Source organism: Lysobacter auxotrophicus (assembly GCF_027924565.1).
Taxonomy (GTDB): Bacteria; Pseudomonadota; Gammaproteobacteria; order Xanthomonadales; family Xanthomonadaceae; genus Lysobacter_J; species Lysobacter_J auxotrophicus.
The window spans coordinates 3,080,926-3,095,888 of record NZ_AP027041.1; the positions used below are offsets into that span (position 1 = coordinate 3,080,926).

The 14,963-nt window shown below is 65.2% G+C and carries 24 protein-coding genes; 16 read left to right on the plus strand and 8 right to left on the minus strand.

Annotated features, from left to right (window positions below; all coding sequences use genetic code 11):
- Positions 1-11: 11 nt before the first annotated feature.
- From LA521A_RS13950 to LA521A_RS13960, 3 genes are all read right to left on the minus strand, one after another.
- Positions 12-455: a phage regulatory CII family protein gene (locus tag LA521A_RS13950; protein WP_281779474.1), complete on the minus strand. Its 444-nt coding sequence runs from the start codon at positions 453-455 to the stop codon at positions 12-14.
- Positions 452-637, minus strand: a complete 186-nt coding sequence (locus LA521A_RS13955; RefSeq protein WP_281779475.1) for a hypothetical protein — start codon at positions 635-637, stop codon at positions 452-454. Before LA521A_RS13955 ends, LA521A_RS13950 begins: the two co-directional genes overlap by 4 nt.
- Positions 638-733: 96 nt before the next feature.
- The gene (locus LA521A_RS13960) at positions 734-1,021 is read right to left on the minus strand and encodes a YdaS family helix-turn-helix protein (RefSeq protein ID WP_281779476.1); all 288 of its coding nucleotides are present in this window, start codon (positions 1,019-1,021) and stop codon (positions 734-736) included.
- Between the two features lie 116 nt (positions 1,022-1,137).
- Between LA521A_RS13960 and LA521A_RS13965 the strand changes: the two genes are divergently transcribed.
- Together LA521A_RS13965 and LA521A_RS13970 are read left to right on the plus strand one after the other, a co-directional pair.
- A complete protein-coding gene (locus tag LA521A_RS13965) occupies positions 1,138-1,734 on the plus strand; it encodes a hypothetical protein (protein WP_281779477.1) in 597 nt (198 codons plus the stop codon).
- Entirely contained in the window at positions 1,703-2,044 is a 342-nt protein-coding gene (locus LA521A_RS13970; protein WP_281779478.1) for a hypothetical protein, read from the plus strand. Before LA521A_RS13965 ends, LA521A_RS13970 begins: the two co-directional genes overlap by 32 nt.
- Here the strand turns inward: LA521A_RS13970 and LA521A_RS13975 are convergent, their stop codons facing one another.
- Positions 2,045-2,605: a DUF4410 domain-containing protein gene (locus LA521A_RS13975; protein ID WP_281779479.1), complete on the minus strand. Its 561-nt coding sequence runs from the start codon at positions 2,603-2,605 to the stop codon at positions 2,045-2,047.
- Positions 2,606-2,755: 150 nt separating this feature from the next.
- On the opposite strand from LA521A_RS13975, the gene LA521A_RS13980 reads away from it, so the two are divergent.
- The 5 genes from LA521A_RS13980 (at position 2,756) to LA521A_RS14000 (ending at position 4,160) form a co-directional block, all read left to right on the plus strand.
- Positions 2,756-3,130: a hypothetical protein gene (locus LA521A_RS13980; RefSeq protein ID WP_281779480.1), complete on the plus strand. Its 375-nt coding sequence runs from the start codon at positions 2,756-2,758 to the stop codon at positions 3,128-3,130.
- Positions 3,127-3,342 carry a hypothetical protein gene (locus LA521A_RS13985; RefSeq protein ID WP_281779481.1) on the plus strand — a complete coding sequence of 72 codons (216 nt, stop codon included), beginning with the start codon at positions 3,127-3,129 and terminating at the stop codon, positions 3,340-3,342. Before LA521A_RS13980 ends, LA521A_RS13985 begins: the two co-directional genes overlap by 4 nt.
- Positions 3,339-3,515 carry a hypothetical protein gene (locus LA521A_RS13990; RefSeq protein WP_281779482.1) on the plus strand — a complete coding sequence of 59 codons (177 nt, stop codon included), beginning with the start codon at positions 3,339-3,341 and terminating at the stop codon, positions 3,513-3,515. The genes LA521A_RS13985 and LA521A_RS13990 overlap by 4 nt, the downstream gene beginning before the upstream one ends.
- Before the next feature lie 2 nt (positions 3,516-3,517).
- Positions 3,518-3,817 carry a hypothetical protein gene (locus LA521A_RS13995; RefSeq protein WP_281779483.1) on the plus strand — a complete coding sequence of 100 codons (300 nt, stop codon included), beginning with the start codon at positions 3,518-3,520 and terminating at the stop codon, positions 3,815-3,817.
- Positions 3,818-3,938: 121 nt separating this feature from the next.
- Positions 3,939-4,160, plus strand: coding sequence for a hypothetical protein (locus tag LA521A_RS14000; RefSeq protein ID WP_281779484.1), 222 nt, complete (start codon positions 3,939-3,941; stop codon positions 4,158-4,160).
- Between the two features lie 126 nt (positions 4,161-4,286).
- Here the strand turns inward: LA521A_RS14000 and LA521A_RS14005 are convergent, their stop codons facing one another.
- Entirely contained in the window at positions 4,287-4,502 is a 216-nt protein-coding gene (locus LA521A_RS14005) for a hypothetical protein (RefSeq protein WP_281779485.1), read from the minus strand.
- A gap of 77 nt (positions 4,503-4,579) precedes the next feature.
- Between LA521A_RS14005 and LA521A_RS14010 the strand changes: the two genes are divergently transcribed.
- The 3 genes from LA521A_RS14010 (at position 4,580) to LA521A_RS14020 (ending at position 5,749) form a co-directional block, all read left to right on the plus strand.
- Positions 4,580-4,768, plus strand: a complete 189-nt coding sequence (locus tag LA521A_RS14010) for a hypothetical protein (protein ID WP_281779486.1) — start codon at positions 4,580-4,582, stop codon at positions 4,766-4,768.
- Positions 4,765-5,388, plus strand: coding sequence for a hypothetical protein (locus tag LA521A_RS14015; RefSeq protein ID WP_281779487.1), 624 nt, complete (start codon positions 4,765-4,767; stop codon positions 5,386-5,388). The genes LA521A_RS14010 and LA521A_RS14015 overlap by 4 nt, the downstream gene beginning before the upstream one ends.
- 160 nt (positions 5,389-5,548) lie before the next feature.
- Positions 5,549-5,749: a hypothetical protein gene (locus LA521A_RS14020; RefSeq protein WP_281779488.1), complete on the plus strand. Its 201-nt coding sequence runs from the start codon at positions 5,549-5,551 to the stop codon at positions 5,747-5,749.
- Between the two features lie 12 nt (positions 5,750-5,761).
- On the opposite strand, the gene LA521A_RS14025 is transcribed toward LA521A_RS14020, so the two are convergent.
- A complete protein-coding gene (locus LA521A_RS14025) occupies positions 5,762-5,983 on the minus strand; it encodes a hypothetical protein (protein ID WP_281779489.1) in 222 nt (73 codons plus the stop codon).
- 149 nt (positions 5,984-6,132) lie between these two features.
- Between LA521A_RS14025 and LA521A_RS14030 the strand changes: the two genes are divergently transcribed.
- The 6 genes from LA521A_RS14030 (at position 6,133) to LA521A_RS14055 (ending at position 10,320) form a co-directional block, all read left to right on the plus strand.
- Positions 6,133-6,642, plus strand: coding sequence for a hypothetical protein (locus LA521A_RS14030; protein ID WP_281779490.1), 510 nt, complete (start codon positions 6,133-6,135; stop codon positions 6,640-6,642).
- Positions 6,639-7,493 (plus strand): DNA adenine methylase, encoded by an 855-nt coding sequence (locus LA521A_RS14035; RefSeq protein WP_281779491.1) that lies wholly within the window; start codon positions 6,639-6,641, stop codon positions 7,491-7,493. Before LA521A_RS14030 ends, LA521A_RS14035 begins: the two co-directional genes overlap by 4 nt.
- Positions 7,490-7,720: a DUF4224 domain-containing protein gene (locus tag LA521A_RS14040; RefSeq protein WP_281779492.1), complete on the plus strand. Its 231-nt coding sequence runs from the start codon at positions 7,490-7,492 to the stop codon at positions 7,718-7,720. Before LA521A_RS14035 ends, LA521A_RS14040 begins: the two co-directional genes overlap by 4 nt.
- A complete protein-coding gene (locus LA521A_RS14045) occupies positions 7,704-8,684 on the plus strand; it encodes a tyrosine-type recombinase/integrase (RefSeq protein ID WP_281779493.1) in 981 nt (326 codons plus the stop codon). The genes LA521A_RS14040 and LA521A_RS14045 overlap by 17 nt, the downstream gene beginning before the upstream one ends.
- Before the next feature lie 130 nt (positions 8,685-8,814).
- Positions 8,815-9,198, plus strand: coding sequence for a hypothetical protein (locus LA521A_RS14050; RefSeq protein ID WP_281779494.1), 384 nt, complete (start codon positions 8,815-8,817; stop codon positions 9,196-9,198).
- Between the two features lie 861 nt (positions 9,199-10,059).
- The gene (locus LA521A_RS14055) at positions 10,060-10,320 is read left to right on the plus strand and encodes a hypothetical protein (protein ID WP_281779495.1); all 261 of its coding nucleotides are present in this window, start codon (positions 10,060-10,062) and stop codon (positions 10,318-10,320) included.
- Between the two features lie 406 nt (positions 10,321-10,726).
- On the opposite strand, the gene LA521A_RS14060 is transcribed toward LA521A_RS14055, so the two are convergent.
- Positions 10,727-11,179, minus strand: coding sequence for a type IV pilin protein (locus LA521A_RS14060; protein WP_281779496.1), 453 nt, complete (start codon positions 11,177-11,179; stop codon positions 10,727-10,729).
- Positions 11,176-14,952 (minus strand): pilus assembly protein, encoded by a 3,777-nt coding sequence (locus LA521A_RS14065; protein WP_281779497.1) that lies wholly within the window; start codon positions 14,950-14,952, stop codon positions 11,176-11,178. The genes LA521A_RS14060 and LA521A_RS14065 overlap by 4 nt, the downstream gene beginning before the upstream one ends.
- Between the last annotated feature and the right edge of the window lie 11 nt (positions 14,953-14,963).

Consider the following 14,963-nt stretch of genomic DNA (forward strand, 5'->3'; position numbering starts at 1 on the left):
GGCTGGGCATCTCACGCCCTCCCCTGCTCGACGATCTCGCACAGCTTCCGCATCAGCGCCATCTGCGCCGAAGCCTGGGCCATGTTCTTCGCCAGCACCCGCTTTAGCTCGTTCTGCGTCAGGCGGCCATCGGCCAGCGCGTCGTTGAGCTCTTTGTCGAGGTCGCCTTCCGCCGCGTTCGCACGCAGCAGCAGCTGGAAGACGGTGCCTTCGGCCGCGTCCTCCGCCTTCTGGAGCACGAACCCATGTTCGGCGCTCAGGGCGTGCAGCATCCGATAGTCCTTCGTGAACGCCATGATCATGTTGGCTTCGCGAACGGTCAGATGGTGCGTGTCGTTGTTCGGGTTGACCTTGTTGCGCAGCACGGCGGGCGACATGCCGATGCGCGGTGCGAGCGACTCGGAGCCACCGGGGTAGTCGTGGACCGTCTGATACGCGGCGTCGATGATGTTCATCGGGGGATTACCTGAACGTGGTTGTCGCAGCGGATGCGACGCACGATGGCGTCATGAACAGGCAGCGACGAATTGATCGGAGAAATGCCCGGCAGTGGTGCCGGGCGAGCGCGCGTGGCGCGTTTGTTGTCGGTGAGCGTTGCCAGGCCATCGACCGCCTCCCCCTGTCGGCCGTTGCTCATGGGCGTCGCCTTGGCGCCGTCCAAAGGCGCGCGATCGCTCTTTCGAGCGCGGCGGCTTGCGGGTATAGGTCGGTGGACTTCATGGCGGTCGCCCCCTCAGGCCGCCCTAGGTCGGTGCGATGGGGATTCCTCCTCATCGTTCGCCGCGTGGCGGCCGTTGGAGTCACTCCCGAGCGGAACGTGGTAGCCGGTGATCTGCCCCGCCTGGTCTCGCGTCCAAACGATGTCCGGGCGGAGGTGCTCGCACCGGATGCCGCTGAGCTCTTCGAGCTTCGGGCAATGCTCGGGCGGCAGCGGCCGCTTACCGTTAACCCATTGCCAGACCATGCCGGCGGTGAGGTGCAACGCCTTCGCCGTCGCGGCTTGGCCGCCAATGGCCTTCACTGCCTGCTCAAGGGGTGTCGGTTTGCTCATAGGCCGGGATACTAGCCATGCTATTGACGTCTTTCAATAGCTCGGCTCGTTGTCCCGACAGACGGCTATCCGTAGCTTCGCTACGCATGAGCCGCCCCCGCCTCCTAACTGACCCAGACGACGTCGCGGCTTCTGACGAGTTCAAGCGCTGCCTGATCGCCTCGAAGAAGACGCAGGAGCAGGTCGCAGCCGAGATCGGGTCCGGCGTCAGCCAAGGCACCGTTTGGCAGTGGGCCAATCGCAGACTCGCGATCCCGGCGAACAGAGCGGCCGACGCAGCCAGGGCTGTCGGCACAACGCCCGACAAGATCAGCACGGAGCATCGCCGGTTCTGGGCGAAGGCGAGCGCTTGGATCGATGAGGCTCCGCATCACTACCGCGGCCCCATGCCCACGTCCGGGTATGAACCAGCGCCGGACCTCGGCCCGTCTCAGCATGTGGGAATCGCGCTCTCTACAGTCGCCGACGCGATGATCGTCATCCGGGCTTACCTGGAGGACAAAGGGGAACCTGTCGAAAACCTCCCAGATCCGGTGCTGGTGAAAGCCGCATTAGACCTGGTGGTGGAGCGCGCCGAACCCCTCACGCTCACGAACGTCATCGCATTCAAACGACAGCTCGCGACGAGGTTGAAGGAAACCGATAATGGGGATGAACGAAGGGAAGCTGCGGGAGCTGGTTGATCTGCTGGATCAGCGCGTTGTCCGGGTCCAGTCTCCGCGTCCCGAACTGAAGGTTGTGCCTTTCATGCCGCCGCCGGAGCCCGGCATGGACAGCGTTACGCGCGAGGCAATGACGCAGCGCATCCGCGACCTACAGCGCATGTATCAGCTGGGCTGGCTGGTGCGGCAAGAAACCTTCCACGTGCCCGGCATCGAGCTGCTCGAGGATGGCGAGCTGAGCGCCCTGCTTCAGGACATGGAGCGCGCGCGCGAATGCATCGTCGAAGGAGTCAGCTTCGACGATGCTGGTCTCGTGCGTTCTCGCGCGTGATCAGAAGCCCTTGGGCTTCCACTTCATCCCGCCGTTGGGAGGCTGAGTTACTGCAGGCACTGCTCCGAGTGCAGGTGCCGTAGCGCTCGCCGACTTGAGTGCCGCGACGCGATCGACGATTTCCTTAGCGTGCTTTTCGACAAGGCCCGACGAGGTACCCAATGCGGTGGCGTTGTAGGACTCGACCTCGAAATGCCCCATCTGCTGGCCATCAGCGCGCAGCACTTTGACCGTGCTACGGATGTTGTCGCGTCCAGCCATGATGCCTACGAGGAAGCGCGCGGCGCCGTTGCGCATGTAGTAGTTGTTGATCCGGACGTCGACTTTGAGTGCCTCCGGGTCGCCGTTGACTGCGAGTAGCCGGCGATCGCTCAGCTGCTGGTCGAGGCTGTCACGCAGAAGCGCCAGGCCCGCGACGCTCATCTCGCTTGTGTTCGTGATTTCGTAAGAGAACGTTTGCGCTTCCGCAACGCGGTAGCCCGCGTGCATGACGCTGGTGGTCGAGCACGCCGAAAGTGCCGCCAGCGCGATCGCGGCGACGGTTACACGAATTCCCTTCATCTCCCCTCTCCAAGAGCCCACCCCTGGGCAGACCCATTAGAGCGCTACCGTTCGTCGGAGCCTAATAGCTGGGCTATTGACCGGAAGACTAGCCATGCTATTTTCATGCCGTCGCCCCACTGCCGGGGCTAGTCCGAAGGACGACGGGCCATGTGTAAGCCGCTCATCCCCCATTTTGTGACCCTGCCCACCGGGCGCTCCGTCACGATCGAGGCCGACTCCGAAGAGAACGCCCGCGCCGCCGCGGCGCTGGAGTTCCGCCTGTACCGCTTGCCGCCGGGCACCACGGTCGTCACCGGCCCAGCAGCGCAGGCCCGCGCTTTCCTCAAGGACCTGCGTGTCGCCGACTACGAGATCGTGCGCCTCCAGCAGGCCGCCGAGGACGCCGGACTGCACGACTGCGCCCAGCGCCTCCGGGAAGCCGATGCTCAGCTGATCTGCGCCGCCTCGCTCCTCCACGAGTCCCGCACCGACACCGACCTCTCGCGCGCCCTCGGCACCTTCACCGAGAGGCAGGTCGCGTGAACCAGCTCGACGCCGCCAATGACGATCCCGTGGCGCTGCTCGCTCAGGCGCGCGAGGCGTACCGCATCAAGCGGAACGCCGACGGTGAGCTGTCCCGCTTGCGCAAGTACCGCGGCGCGAACGACGGCATGAAGGCTGACCGTGCGCGGCATGAGCGCCGCCGCGCGGACGCCGAAGCCATCCTCGATCGCATCTTGGGAGCAGTCGCATGAGCGCCTGCCCGATCTTCTCCCGCCTCGCCGCCGACATGGCGCGACTGGGCCTCTCCGACGACGAACAGCGCGCCGGCGAAACCCTCCCCTCACACCAGCCGCAGGCGACCACGTCGGCGCGCGAGGCCTCTCCCATTCCCCACCTGCCCAACCGCGCAGGAAAGGAGCTCTGAACATGTCGAACGTGATCCAACTGCGCATCGCGCCGGCGATCGCGCCCGTGCAGGTCATCGCCAGTGCCTGCAACGTCGTGAACCTCTTCCAGGCAGCATGCCGCTCTCCTGCAGCGAAGGCCGACGGCGTGTTCGCTCAGGTCAACATCGCCGCGCGCCGCATGGGAGTGAAGCCGCACATCGCGCTCAGGTATGCGAAGGAAGCGAAGCAGGACTACCTCAACGGCACCCGCAGCCCGGCGCGTGTCGTTGCGGACTGGAAGGCCGCGCTGCGCCTCATCACCGAACGGGTCCAGGCATGAACGCGGTGGACGTCATCTTCGTCGTGGCCATCGTCGTGCTGCTGATCGTCGACGGCGCGTGCGCGTGCTCGTGGGCCGAGCGCGCTGACGGGAGGGCCGAGTGATGGCCCGGAAGACTGCCATGCGCCTCGTGCGCACCGATGACGCGCAGCAGGAGCTTTGGAACCGCCCGCGCGATCCCGTGGTGCTCAAACCCATCGAATGGGGCACTCGCGACCCGGTGCTCGGCCGTGGTGTGTGCCAGCACGTCGAAGACGCGACGCCGCCCGTGGTCGTGACCTTCAACCCCTTCACCCACAACCGCGTCCGTCGCGTCCTCCGCTCCCTCGGAGTCGTGCACTGATTCCCCAGGCGTGCTGCGGCGCCCCTGCGCTCCCCTCGCAGGAACTACCCCGCCCCGCCCGTCCGCAGCCGGGCGCCACTTTGCCAATCACCTTCTCCGATTACCGCCGAATTAACGATGACAGCGTCAGTTATCAATCTCGCCACACGCAAAACGGAAGCCAGCGTCGATGGCTTGCTGCGCGGTATCGAAGTTCTCGGGCACTGGGTCTTTGTACGTCCCCATGCCGTCGATTATCACCTCGCTCACTCGCGCTTCGCCGGGGCGGTTAACCCAGACGATGACGGTGAAGTTTCGCCCGTACCAGGTGCCCTGCTTTGTGTAATGCCGCACGTCTTCCATAACCGATCCCAGTCGTCAGGTGAACAAGAGCCTGCGTCGTCCGCCCCGCATTTTCAAGACGGCTCGGAGACCCGAGCATGAAGTACGACGATACCCAACTGGACCTGATTCGCCACAGCGACGCCGGCCTGGCCGAAGCATTCCGTAAAGCCGCCGACGCCGCGCGCCGTAGCCCATTCGAAACGCCGGACCGCTGCGAAGAGCGTGCGCGCTACTACGAAGAGCAGGCGGAAAAGCATGCTGCGCGCGCAGGTGGCCAGGCATGACCTCGCGCTACCAGATGATCAGGCAATGGCTTGGCACGCAGGACGGACCACGCACGCCTGGCGAAATCGCCGCAGGCATTGGAGCCAAGAGCTCGCGCGCGTTCACTGTCGTGCTCGGCAACATGCTGCGCGATGGATGGCTGGTGCGAAAGCGCGACGGCGTGCGTCGACTCTACAGCCTCACCGAGAAGGCGCCGCCTCGCAAAGCCACCGCGGCACAGCTGGCCGAACGCGCTCGACAGCGACAGCGAGAGCGCTATCGCGCCAAGGGCGGTAGGACCCGTGCGCAGTGGCTTGAGGAACGCCGCCGGGCCGCTGCCGAGCGGCGGGCGCAGTACGAACGCGACGTCGCCCTTCGGCGAGAGCAGCGCGCTGCGGAGCGCGCGAAAAGAGCCGGTGCGCGTGCCGCTGTTGCGAAGCCCCTGCACGACCGCAAGGCGAAGCCGCACGTCGTCGTCAGGCTCGCGCCGCCGGCGGCGCCCAAGAAGGAGGTTCCGCGGGAGTCGGTCGAGCAATGGATGGCGCGCACCGGCAAGACGCCGCAGGTGCTGCCCATCGGCGCCGTCTCAAAGCCTCTGGGCTTCATCAATTTCAACAACAGCGCGAGGAAGGCGGCATGACCCAGCACCTCTTCCCTCGCCCGCCGCGACGAATGAAGCAGCCGCGCAAAGACCAGCTGCGAAACCAACTCCGCGATGCCGCCGAAACGATCGAGCGGCAAGCGCGGGAAATCGAACACCTCCGGCGCCCGTGGTGGCGCCGCCTACTCCGGAGAGCCGCATGAACCAGATCGACCCGTACGCAACCCTCCGCGCGGCGCACGCCTCTGGCGCGCGCATCCAGGTGTGGCGCCTGCGCGGCTACACCGACAGCTCCGCCGATGGCCACTGGGTAGATATCACCCCGAAGGGTAAAGCGCCGGCGTTCACCTGCCCGGCCCATCTGTACCGCGTGCACCCCGAGGACGCAGCCAATGGGTGACAGCTCGCACGGCTACTCCGGCGGATCGATTTGCATCAGCACGATTTCCGCGTTCTCGCCGATGTTCTTGAGCCGATTCCGGCGCCCGCACTGCGGGCAAATGAAGCACACGCCGAAGTCGTCGATCACTGGCAGGGAGTCGTCGGGCGTGACTTCCGCCTTGCAGCGAATGCAGATCCACATGGCAACCTCCGACAGGTGCCGCGCATGAATGAGCGCGAGTTCCAGATCCACGTTGCGAGGGTACACCTCGCCGAGTGCGCGCGCCGGCGCCGTCACTGGCCCAGCCGCGACTTGTACTGGTCGCTATTCGCATGGGCGCAGAACGCGCGTCGGTGCGCCGCGGCGATGGCGCGTGAGCCGAAACAAAGAGGACTGTTCGCGTGATGTTCCCGGTTGCCACCTTCGACAGCATCACCCTCGCGAGGGCGCAAGCTCTTCTGATCGCGTGGGGCCATCGAATGGGCCCACTGGAGCGCGGGAATAGCGCGGCGTTGCATTGCCATGCGCTCTTTGTGCACGGTGAGCCGGTTGCGTTGGCCACCAGTAGCAGTCTGATTCGTGAGCATGTGGGCGGGGGCTTGGACTTCCTGACGCGCGCGAACACCATCGAGCTGAGCAGGCTGTGCGCACGGGAGCCGTGGGCGTGCCGCGTCGCGCTGCGGCTGTGGCGCGAGGCCGTGTTCCCCGGCACCGGCTACGACGTGGCGATCAGCTATCAGGACGCGGGCCTGCACACGGGCAACACGTACCGCTTCGACGGCTGGAAGCGCGTTGCGTTCAGCAGTTCCGGAACGGATAGCCGCACCGGTCGCCGCGGCCGCCGGAAATGGATCTGGGCATGGACCCGCGATCAATCGATCTGGAATGAGCAGCCCCGGAGGGCAGCATGAAGTCGCCGGCGTTCCGCTACCACGGCGGCAAGTTCCGGCTGGCGCCATGGGTGCTGAGCCACCTTCCGCCCCATCAGACCTACGTCGAGCCGTTCGGCGGCGCTGCCGGCGTGCTGCTCCAGAAGGCGCGTAGCTATGCCGAGGTCTACAACGACCTCGACGGTGACGTGGTCAATCTGTTCCGCGTGCTCCAGTCCGAGTTCCAGCTCGAGCAACTCGTTCGGCGATGCACCCTCACCCCGTATGCGCGCGCGGAGTTCGACCTAGCGTGGGAGCCGACTGACGAACCCGTGGAACGAGCTCGTCGCCTCCTGATTCGCGCCCAGATGGGTTTCGGCAGCGCCGGGGCAACGAAGGGCAAGACCGGGTTCCGCATCGACAGCAAGCGCGCGTACGGCACCGCGCAGCACCTCTGGGCGGAGTTCCCTCCGGGCCTTGCTCAAGTGGCCGAGCGCTTCGTCGGCGTGCTAGTCGAGAACCGGCCGGCAATCGACGTAATGCGCCAGCACGACGGTCCGGACACGCTGCACTACGTGGATCCGCCGTACGTGCACAGCACCCGCGTGCTCGACGCCGGGAAAGCGGGCTACTACCGGCACGAGATGGACGAGGCTGCGCACGCCGAACTGCTCGACTGCTTGCTCGAGCTGGAAGGCATGGTCGTCCTCTCCGGCTACCGGACGCCGATGTACGACGAGCGCTTGGCGGGCTGGGCAACGCACGAGAAGCGCGCCCGGATCAGCGCCGGTCGCGGCACGGCGATGCGCACCGAATGCCTGTGGATCAACCCGGCGGCCCAAGGGCTGGCCAGCCAGCCGCGTCTATCACTCGCGGCAACGGAGGCAGCATGAGCGATACCTGGCTCTCCCCCGACGAGGTCGGTGAACTGACCGGCCTGCGCCCGAACAGCTGGAAGGCTCAGTGCCGCAAGCTCGCGGCGATGGGCGTGCCGTTCCGCCCGAATGGCGCCGGCCGGCCGCTGGTTGAGCGCGCGGCCGTTCTCAACAGCACGAAGGCGCCGGCCAAGGGCAACACGCGCGGGCCGAACTGGGAAGGATTGAATGGGAAGGCCGCGTAAGCACAACAAGCACCTTCCGCGCGGCATGCTGCAGCGCCGCGGCACCTACTTCTACGTGCGCGGCGACCAGCCGTGGATCAACCTCGGCAAGGAATACGGGCCGGCGCTCATCAAGTACGCCGCGATCGTCGGTGAGCGGCCGACGGTGAAGACCGTCGCCGAAGCGGTGACGCACTACCTCGAATCTTCGGCGAAGCGGCTCAAGCCGGCGACGCTGGAGGGCTATCGCCACAGCGCGAAGAACCTCGCCGAGGTCTTCGGCCACATGGCGCTGAACGCCGTCGAGCCGCACCACGTGTTCGAGTACCTCACGCGCAAGGGCAACGTCCAAGCGAACCGCGACAAGGCGCTGCTGTCGGCGACCTACTCGCACGCCAGGCGCATCGGCGCATTCAAGGGCGAGGATCCGGCGAAGGGTCTGCAGTTCCGCAACGAGGAGAAGCCGCGCCAGCGCTACGTCACCGACGACGAGCTGGACAAGCTGATCGCGGAGGCGTCGCCGAAGCTGGCCTGCATCCTGCGCTTCTCGTACCTGACCGGCATGCGCCAGGGCGACGTGCTGCGCGTGCGCCTGGTCGACCTCGACGATGAGGGCATCCACTACACCAGCGGCAAGACCGGTGCGCGCGTCGTCATCGAGTGGTCCGACGATCTGCGCGCCGTGGTCGACGAGGCGAAGCGCTTGTGGCGTCGATTCGGGCGCGAGTACCTGTTCGAGAGCAGGCCGCGCGGGAAGAACGCGAAGCGCGGGCCGGGCCCCTACACCACCAGCGGCCTGCGCGCGCTCTGGCGACCCGTACGCATGCGCTCAGGGGTAGCGGACGTGCGGCTGCACGACCTGCGCCGGAAGGCCGGCAGCGACGTCGAGGAGGCCGAGGCGACGCGCCTGCTCGCGCACGGCGACGCGAAGGTCACCCGGAAGCACTATCGGGCGAAGCCGGAGCGCGTGAAGCCTGTCCGATAGCCATGTGCCAGTACGGCCTGCCTCCCAGGTGCTAATGTCCGCTTTCGACCCGAAGCGGACATCCGATGCAACTGGGCGGCAGTTGGGGGGGGCTATGCACGGACTGAGGGCTTCTGCGCTGGTAGTGCTCATGACGAGCATCGCGGCGTGCAATCATTCGGTGGAACCGCAGCGCGTCGACATCGGGGCTGTCATTGCCGACGGCCGATCATTCAACGGGCAACAGGTCGTCCTTCGGGGCTGCCTTGATGCAAACCAACACGGTCTGACCCTGGCGTCCTGCGAATCCGGAAGCCAGAGGTTGGTGGTGTTCCAGTCGGATTCGCTCAAGGCAAGCCAACGATCATTGCTTTACTCCGCGGCGTTGAAGTCGAACGTTCAGCATCGTCAATCAGTTGCCGTGACCGTTTGCGGTACTTACCGGCAAACACCCGATGGGCGGGATCGCTGGCTAGACGTTGATGCCTTCGAGATCGAGGGTGATCGAAAAAGTTCTGGTGCGTGCAGGCGCTGATACGCGGGCGTCCGCTCTTGGCCTATAGCGGACATCGGGGACGGGCGGGCGCTCAGACTGATGCTAATGTCCGCTTTCGACCCAAAGCGGTCATCGACTAGGCCGTCTAACTCGCCCGGCTGGGGCCCAGTTGCACAAGCCAGTTTGTTGGCCGGCCCCAGATTTCCGCAATCTCGCGCCAGATCAGGGGATGAGCCACATTCGGGGCGGGTGTGGCGCCAGATGTATATCCGGACCAACGGGTCCGCTATCAGGAAGTTTGCCCCTATGGATAGAGATCGTCGGCGTCAGCTAAAAGCACTGGGGAAAGCTGAGGTCGCTAGGGAGTCCGCAACTCTGCATGCATCGCTCCGCCAGGCAAATCCGGCCAAACCCGGTGACGACCAATGGGCCGATCACTATCGCTTGGGCATTAAGAGAGAGCGGTGGCTGCGCCACAAACTCCCCCTGCTCCGAGCAGAAGAACTAAATTCCTTGTTCGTTGTGCACCCCTGGGGTGCAAACACTTGGTCCGCCCACCTTGGCGGGTACGTTCTTTGTAGCGGTTGCGGCACCGCATCCCCATCCGCGATCCCCCGCAGGCTCATCTACTGGACGTCCTGCGGTTGTGGAAACATTCGCTGGCGCTGCTTCTTTGGCTGGCAGCGCTGCACCGTCAAAGATCCGAGTCTGCTCTCCCCGGTCAAGTTGATCGGCAAGGGCTAACGATTAATTTAAGCCGAAGCCGCTTCGCGGCTCGGTTTCATTCAGGTGTTGGCGAACGTCCGCTTCTGGCCGATAGCGGACATTGAGGTCGCTGGGGCGGTCGAGGCGATGCTAATGTCCGCTTCCGACCGTATGCGGACATGGGCGCAGCCACGAATGGACCTTCTTCTGGAGATTGAGGATCGTTTCGCTCTCGCGGGTCAGGGCTTGGCACTGACTCCTGATCTTTCGCGACCCCACTCGGAAGATGGGGAGAGCTATTCCGTACTTGTCGAGCGTCCCGACGGTTCGTCGCTTACTGCCAAAGCCCGCGTTCGCCTCGTCCACTTCCGACTCGTTGGCTACAAGTTGGTCTTGTTTCTGGCCGAGAGCCACGAGGATGAAATCCCGGTAGGCAGCAAAGTCTGGAAGCTGTAGGTAAGCAGAGCATCCGCTCCTGGCCGATAGCGGACGTTCGGGTGATCCGATAAATGGGCAGTCGAAAGCGTCCAAAACTGAAGGGACGGATGCTTAAAAACAGCCATCTGATGCGACCCGGGCTGCGCGAATATTGGACGGCGCTCTAACCGTCTAGCCCTTATTTCGCAGGGCGCGCAGCCATTAGGCAACCTGAGACTGTTAATCAGGGGGTCGTTGGTTCGAGTCCAACTTCGGGCGCCAGATTCAAGAAAGGGCTGCGAGAAATCGCAGCCCTTTTTCTTTGCGTGCGCCTTGCGCTTCCTGCGCCCGTTCTGCGTTGTGTTGCAGAAGCATCCGGCCTTTCTGTCCTGGCCCCATGGCGCCGGAAATGCGAAGGGCCGCGTTCTCACGCGGCCCTTCCGGTTCACCAGCAGCTGATCGGATCGCTGCCTGTCGAACTTTTCTTGCCGGTCGCGTCGATCGTCAGCGTCTTGCACTTGTCCTTGTCCTGGCCCTGTCCCGCGACAGGCTGCGCTTCGAGGACCAGCGTATCGACCGTGTGCGTGGTCGCCTTGACGACGTAGTACTGCGTGCCGGTGCGCGGCGACTTGCCCCACGCGTCCGCCAGCGTGCCGTCGCCACCGGGCTTGCCGAAATCCTTGTAGGTGCCGTTGACCGAGCGATAGCGCTCGGCCAGCTGCGTCAGTTCGATCAGGTCCGCCTTCGCCTGGCCGCGGCGACTCTTTCGAATCGCGTCGTTGTACATCGGGTACGCGATGCCCGCGAGGATGGCGACCACGGCCACCACGATCATCAACTCGATCAGGGTGAAACCGCGCATCTTCTTGCCATTACGGCCGGGTGCAACCTTGCTCATCGGATCTGTCTCCAGGATTGACGACCGCAGGGTCGCACACGGTACAGCGGCTGCGAACCGGCGACGGACACGATGGCCATGCAGTACTGGTCGCCCTGGGCGTCGTACTTGGCGATCGCGGCGTCGTCCGGATTACCGGTCAGGCCGCCCTGCTTGCCGGTGGTGAACACGCTCACGTCCTTCACCGGTGCCGAACCGTCGGTCGCCAGCGTCAGGCGGCCGGTGCCTTCGCCCAGGCCGGTCGCAGTGGGCGAACCCACCTTCACGATGCCGAGTGCGCCGCCGCCGCTGAGGGTCGACAGACCGTACAGGTAGTTCGAGCCGCCGCCGGTGCAGGCATCGCCGGCACTGGGCGCGTAGGTCGTGAAGTACAGGATGCCGCCTTCGATCTTCGGATAGCCGACCATGCGCTCGCCGGCCTTGTCCAACGTGCCGTCGGTCTTGGTGACGCCGAGGTCCAGGTACCAGCCGCGCTGCGTGTAGTAGTTCACGTCGGTGGAGGTGATGACGAACTTGTCGTTCATCGTCTGCGCCTGCAGGTTGGTGCGGGTGAGCGGACGGCTGATCGTCTCGTTCGGCATGTCCAGCACGCCGTACATGGTCTGCACATCGGTGTTGAGCTTGTCGGAGTTGAACGAGAAGCTGCCGGTGCCGAACAGCACCATCACGCCGCCGCGCGGACCGACCGCCGCTTCGAAGCCGCCGGTGATCGCCTGTCGCGTCGTGCCGTTGGTCGCGCGGAACAGCGGCTTGCCGCCCAGGCCCACGGTGTTGGAGGTCAGCTCGAAACGCCACACGTTGCCCTGCAGGTCGCCGCCGTACACGGTGTCGACCATGCCGTCGGAACCCAGCACGTAGCCCTTCGCGGTGCTGTTGTACTGGTAGCGGTCGATCGCCACGATGTTGCCCAGGCCGTTGGCGAGGTTGTAGTTGCTTTCCTTCGCGTCGATGTAATCGACGCTGCCGGTGGCCATGTCGACCACGAACAGCGTCACGGTGCCGCGCGTGCCGTCGGCAGCGGTACCGGCGTCGTTGAGCTTGTTGCCGTAGCCGCCGCCGAAGATCGCCTTCCACACCGGCCTGCCGTCGGTGCCGCGGACGGGGACGATGACCGGCTTGCCCAGCACGTAGCCGATGCGGTTGCCGATGTCGCCCGGGATCTTGTCGTTGACTTCCCACAGCACGTTGCTGGCCGAGAAGCCCGACGGGTTGGTCACATCGAGGCCGAACACGCTGCGCGCGCCCGCGCCTGCGGTGCCGACGAGGACGGTCTTCCACGTCGTGCCCAGGCGGGCGTCCGACACGACGACCGGACCATCGACGTAGTAACGGTGCTCGAAGTTCGGGCTCGACGGGAACAGCAGGTTGCCCATGTAGCCGACCGCTGCCGACGGGATGTAGCCGAACAGCTCCACGCCGGTGTCGCCATGGAATGCGTGCAGCATGCCGTCGTTGGCGCCGACGAACACCGTGCGCTTGCGCGTCTTCTTGGCGTCCAGGTACTTCGTGTAGGCGTACGGGTCGTACTCGAAGCTGCCATCGTCCTTGCGGATCAGCGCGTAACCGTAATCGTCGGTCGGCGCCGCCACGATCGGCGTGGAGTTGATGATGTCGCCGATAACCGTTGTGCGATCGCGAAGCTTGGTGCCTTCCAGCGAGTCGTCGCCGGCGAGGTACTGCACCGCCTGCGTGGCGGTCACGCCCAGTGCGTTGATGTCGGCGCCGCCCAGCGGACCGCAGGTGCCGCTGGCGTAGTTCGCGCACAGCGCCGCGAGCGTGCTCGGGCCGGCGGTGTAGAAGTTCGCGACGGCCGGGGTGCTGTCGTCGGTGGTGGTGCCGTAGTACAGCGTGCGGTTCGCCGCCGCCGGCACCTTCTGGCTCGCGCTCCAGGTCGTGGTGTAGGTGAAGGTCACCTTGCCATCGGCATCGGTCGAACTGGCGGGCTTGGACGCGACGACGTCGCCGTACCAGTCCACGCCGTTGCGATTGAAGCGCGGCGTGACCGACAGCGAGCTGTCGCCCAGTCGCGAGCCGGTGATCGCCAGGCTGCCCGAGACGCCGCCGCCCACGCCCACCGACGCAAGCACGTTGCGCATCGCGTTGGTGATGTCGGCCGGCGTCTGCGCATTGATGTACTGGCCGCGCGCGTTCATGGTCGCGTGCCAGATCTCGTCGACGGTGTTCTCGTTGTCGTCGGTGCGCTGCTCCCACGCCGGGGACGAGGCCAGCGCCATCGCCTGGGTGGTGGCCAGCGCGCCGTTGTTGCTGCCGTCGGCCCGCACGCCGTAGGTCACGCCGAACAGCTTGCCCTTGGCGCCCAGCGTGATGCCGTAGAAGTTCATGTGCAGGTTGGTGTTGCAGTCGAGCATCCGCTTGTCGCCCGTGCCTTCGCACAGGGTCGGATTCGACGTGGGCACCTTGCCGGCTGCGAGCGAGCTCGCGCGCAGGCGCGTGTTGTAGAAGTACGCGGTGATGTCGGCCATCGTGTTGCTGTGGCCGTCGTTGAAGGGCGTACCCATCCCGTTGTCGGCATTGCCGTACGCATCGCCGTCCTTGCCGTCGGGAAGCAGGGCATTGGTCGGGCCGCCCTGGTTGCTGTAGCCGTCTGTGAACAGCATGCCGGCATTCTTCTGGCACGCGTTCTGGATGATGTTGGGATTGTTGTTGAACTGGTTGCCGATGTGCGCGACCGCCTTGCGGTTGGGCGTGCTGCCATTGGCATCGAGCTTGATCACCTCTCCGTACAACGCCTGCTTGTCAGCGACCACGTCCATGTCGCGCATGGTCAGGTCCTTGAGCGTGGAGTTGATCGTGAAGTAGCCCACGCGCAGCTTTTCGGTGTCCTTCAGCGAACGCGTCAGGCCGGCGACCATAGCGCGGTTGCGGTTGCCGTAGAAGCTGAACCAGTTCGCGAAGTTCTGCTTGGCCTCGGTCGATACGGGGGTGTACTTGTACAGCGAGCAGTCCTTGCCGCACGCGTCCTTGACCTCCAACGCCGCGCTGTAGCCGGCGATGGTGCGGCTTTCCTTGAGGTACACCACGGCCGGCGTGTGTTCGATGGCGATCGGCTGCGCGCCCTTGTTCCAGGTGTAGGCGCCGCCCTTCACTTCCTCGCTCTTGTCGACGCCGCCGTTCCAGCGGTTGCACCGGCCGTTGTTGTCCCAGCGGTCGCACTTGAACGTCGTGTACTTGGTGCCGTCCGGCAGCACCATGCCGTCCTGCATGAAGAAGCTCTCGCCGACGACCTTCTCGTAGCGCGCCGCGAACAGCTTCACCTTGGTCGTCTTGCGCGGATCGATCAGCGTTTCATCGACGCCCGCGTTGGCGTACGGCACCAGCGTCTGCTGGATCCACGGCTCGTACGTGACGTCGGGGTTGAAGTAGGTCGGGTTGTACGCCGGCGATCGCGCGAAACCGTAGATGTCGAACGGCGGGATGCCGTAGTAATCGTTGATGCGCGGGCCGGGCAGCACGTAGAGGTAGTCGCAGGTGCCGCTCTTGCGCAGCGCGGTGCCGTCGAAGAAGCTCTTCGCGCTCGTGCTCCAGCAGCCTTCGCCGTCCTTGCCGGGGAACATCGTCTGGAACGTCATCGAGCCGGAATCGTCGATGGCCATGATGAAGTTCGGCGACACCGTGGCACCCAGGTGCATCGGCTCCTGCGAGAGCGTGCCGTCGCCCTGGCGCGTGGCGTTGGCATCCACGTAGCCCAGGGCCAGCAGGCCCGCGGTGCCCGCGAGACAGGCGGAAACGATCAGCAATCGTTCGAGTTTCATGGAGTGCAGCC

Bases quoted from the DNA above. Each gene is read 5' to 3' on its own strand.
- LA521A_RS14035 (WP_281779491.1), top strand. From the start codon at position 6,639: ATGAAGTCGCCGGCGTTCCGCTACCACGGCGGCAAGTTCCGGCTGGCG.
- LA521A_RS14020 (WP_281779488.1), top strand. From the start codon at position 5,549: ATGAACCAGATCGACCCGTACGCAACCCTCCGCGCGGCGCACGCCTCT.
- LA521A_RS14050 (WP_281779494.1), top strand. From the start codon at position 8,815: ATGACGAGCATCGCGGCGTGCAATCATTCGGTGGAACCGCAGCGCGTC.
- LA521A_RS13950 (WP_281779474.1), bottom strand. From the start codon at position 455: ATGAACATCATCGACGCCGCGTATCAGACGGTCCACGACTACCCCGGT.
- LA521A_RS13990 (WP_281779482.1), top strand. From the start codon at position 3,339: ATGAGCGCCTGCCCGATCTTCTCCCGCCTCGCCGCCGACATGGCGCGA.
- LA521A_RS14040 (WP_281779492.1), top strand. From the start codon at position 7,490: ATGAGCGATACCTGGCTCTCCCCCGACGAGGTCGGTGAACTGACCGGC.
- LA521A_RS13965 (WP_281779477.1), top strand. From the start codon at position 1,138: ATGAGCCGCCCCCGCCTCCTAACTGACCCAGACGACGTCGCGGCTTCT.
- LA521A_RS13980 (WP_281779480.1), top strand. From the start codon at position 2,756: ATGTGTAAGCCGCTCATCCCCCATTTTGTGACCCTGCCCACCGGGCGC.
- LA521A_RS14060 (WP_281779496.1), bottom strand. From the start codon at position 11,179: ATGAGCAAGGTTGCACCCGGCCGTAATGGCAAGAAGATGCGCGGTTTC.
- LA521A_RS13970 (WP_281779478.1), top strand. From the start codon at position 1,703: ATGAACGAAGGGAAGCTGCGGGAGCTGGTTGATCTGCTGGATCAGCGC.
- LA521A_RS14055 (WP_281779495.1), top strand. From the start codon at position 10,060: ATGGACCTTCTTCTGGAGATTGAGGATCGTTTCGCTCTCGCGGGTCAG.
- LA521A_RS14015 (WP_281779487.1), top strand. From the start codon at position 4,765: ATGACCTCGCGCTACCAGATGATCAGGCAATGGCTTGGCACGCAGGAC.
- LA521A_RS13955 (WP_281779475.1), bottom strand. From the start codon at position 637: ATGAGCAACGGCCGACAGGGGGAGGCGGTCGATGGCCTGGCAACGCTC.
- LA521A_RS14065 (WP_281779497.1), bottom strand. From the start codon at position 14,952: ATGAAACTCGAACGATTGCTGATCGTTTCCGCCTGTCTCGCGGGCACC.
- LA521A_RS14010 (WP_281779486.1), top strand. From the start codon at position 4,580: ATGAAGTACGACGATACCCAACTGGACCTGATTCGCCACAGCGACGCC.
- LA521A_RS14005 (WP_281779485.1), bottom strand. From the start codon at position 4,502: ATGGAAGACGTGCGGCATTACACAAAGCAGGGCACCTGGTACGGGCGA.
- LA521A_RS13975 (WP_281779479.1), bottom strand. From the start codon at position 2,605: ATGAAGGGAATTCGTGTAACCGTCGCCGCGATCGCGCTGGCGGCACTT.
- LA521A_RS14000 (WP_281779484.1), top strand. From the start codon at position 3,939: ATGCGCCTCGTGCGCACCGATGACGCGCAGCAGGAGCTTTGGAACCGC.
- LA521A_RS13995 (WP_281779483.1), top strand. From the start codon at position 3,518: ATGTCGAACGTGATCCAACTGCGCATCGCGCCGGCGATCGCGCCCGTG.
- LA521A_RS14045 (WP_281779493.1), top strand. From the start codon at position 7,704: ATGGGAAGGCCGCGTAAGCACAACAAGCACCTTCCGCGCGGCATGCTG.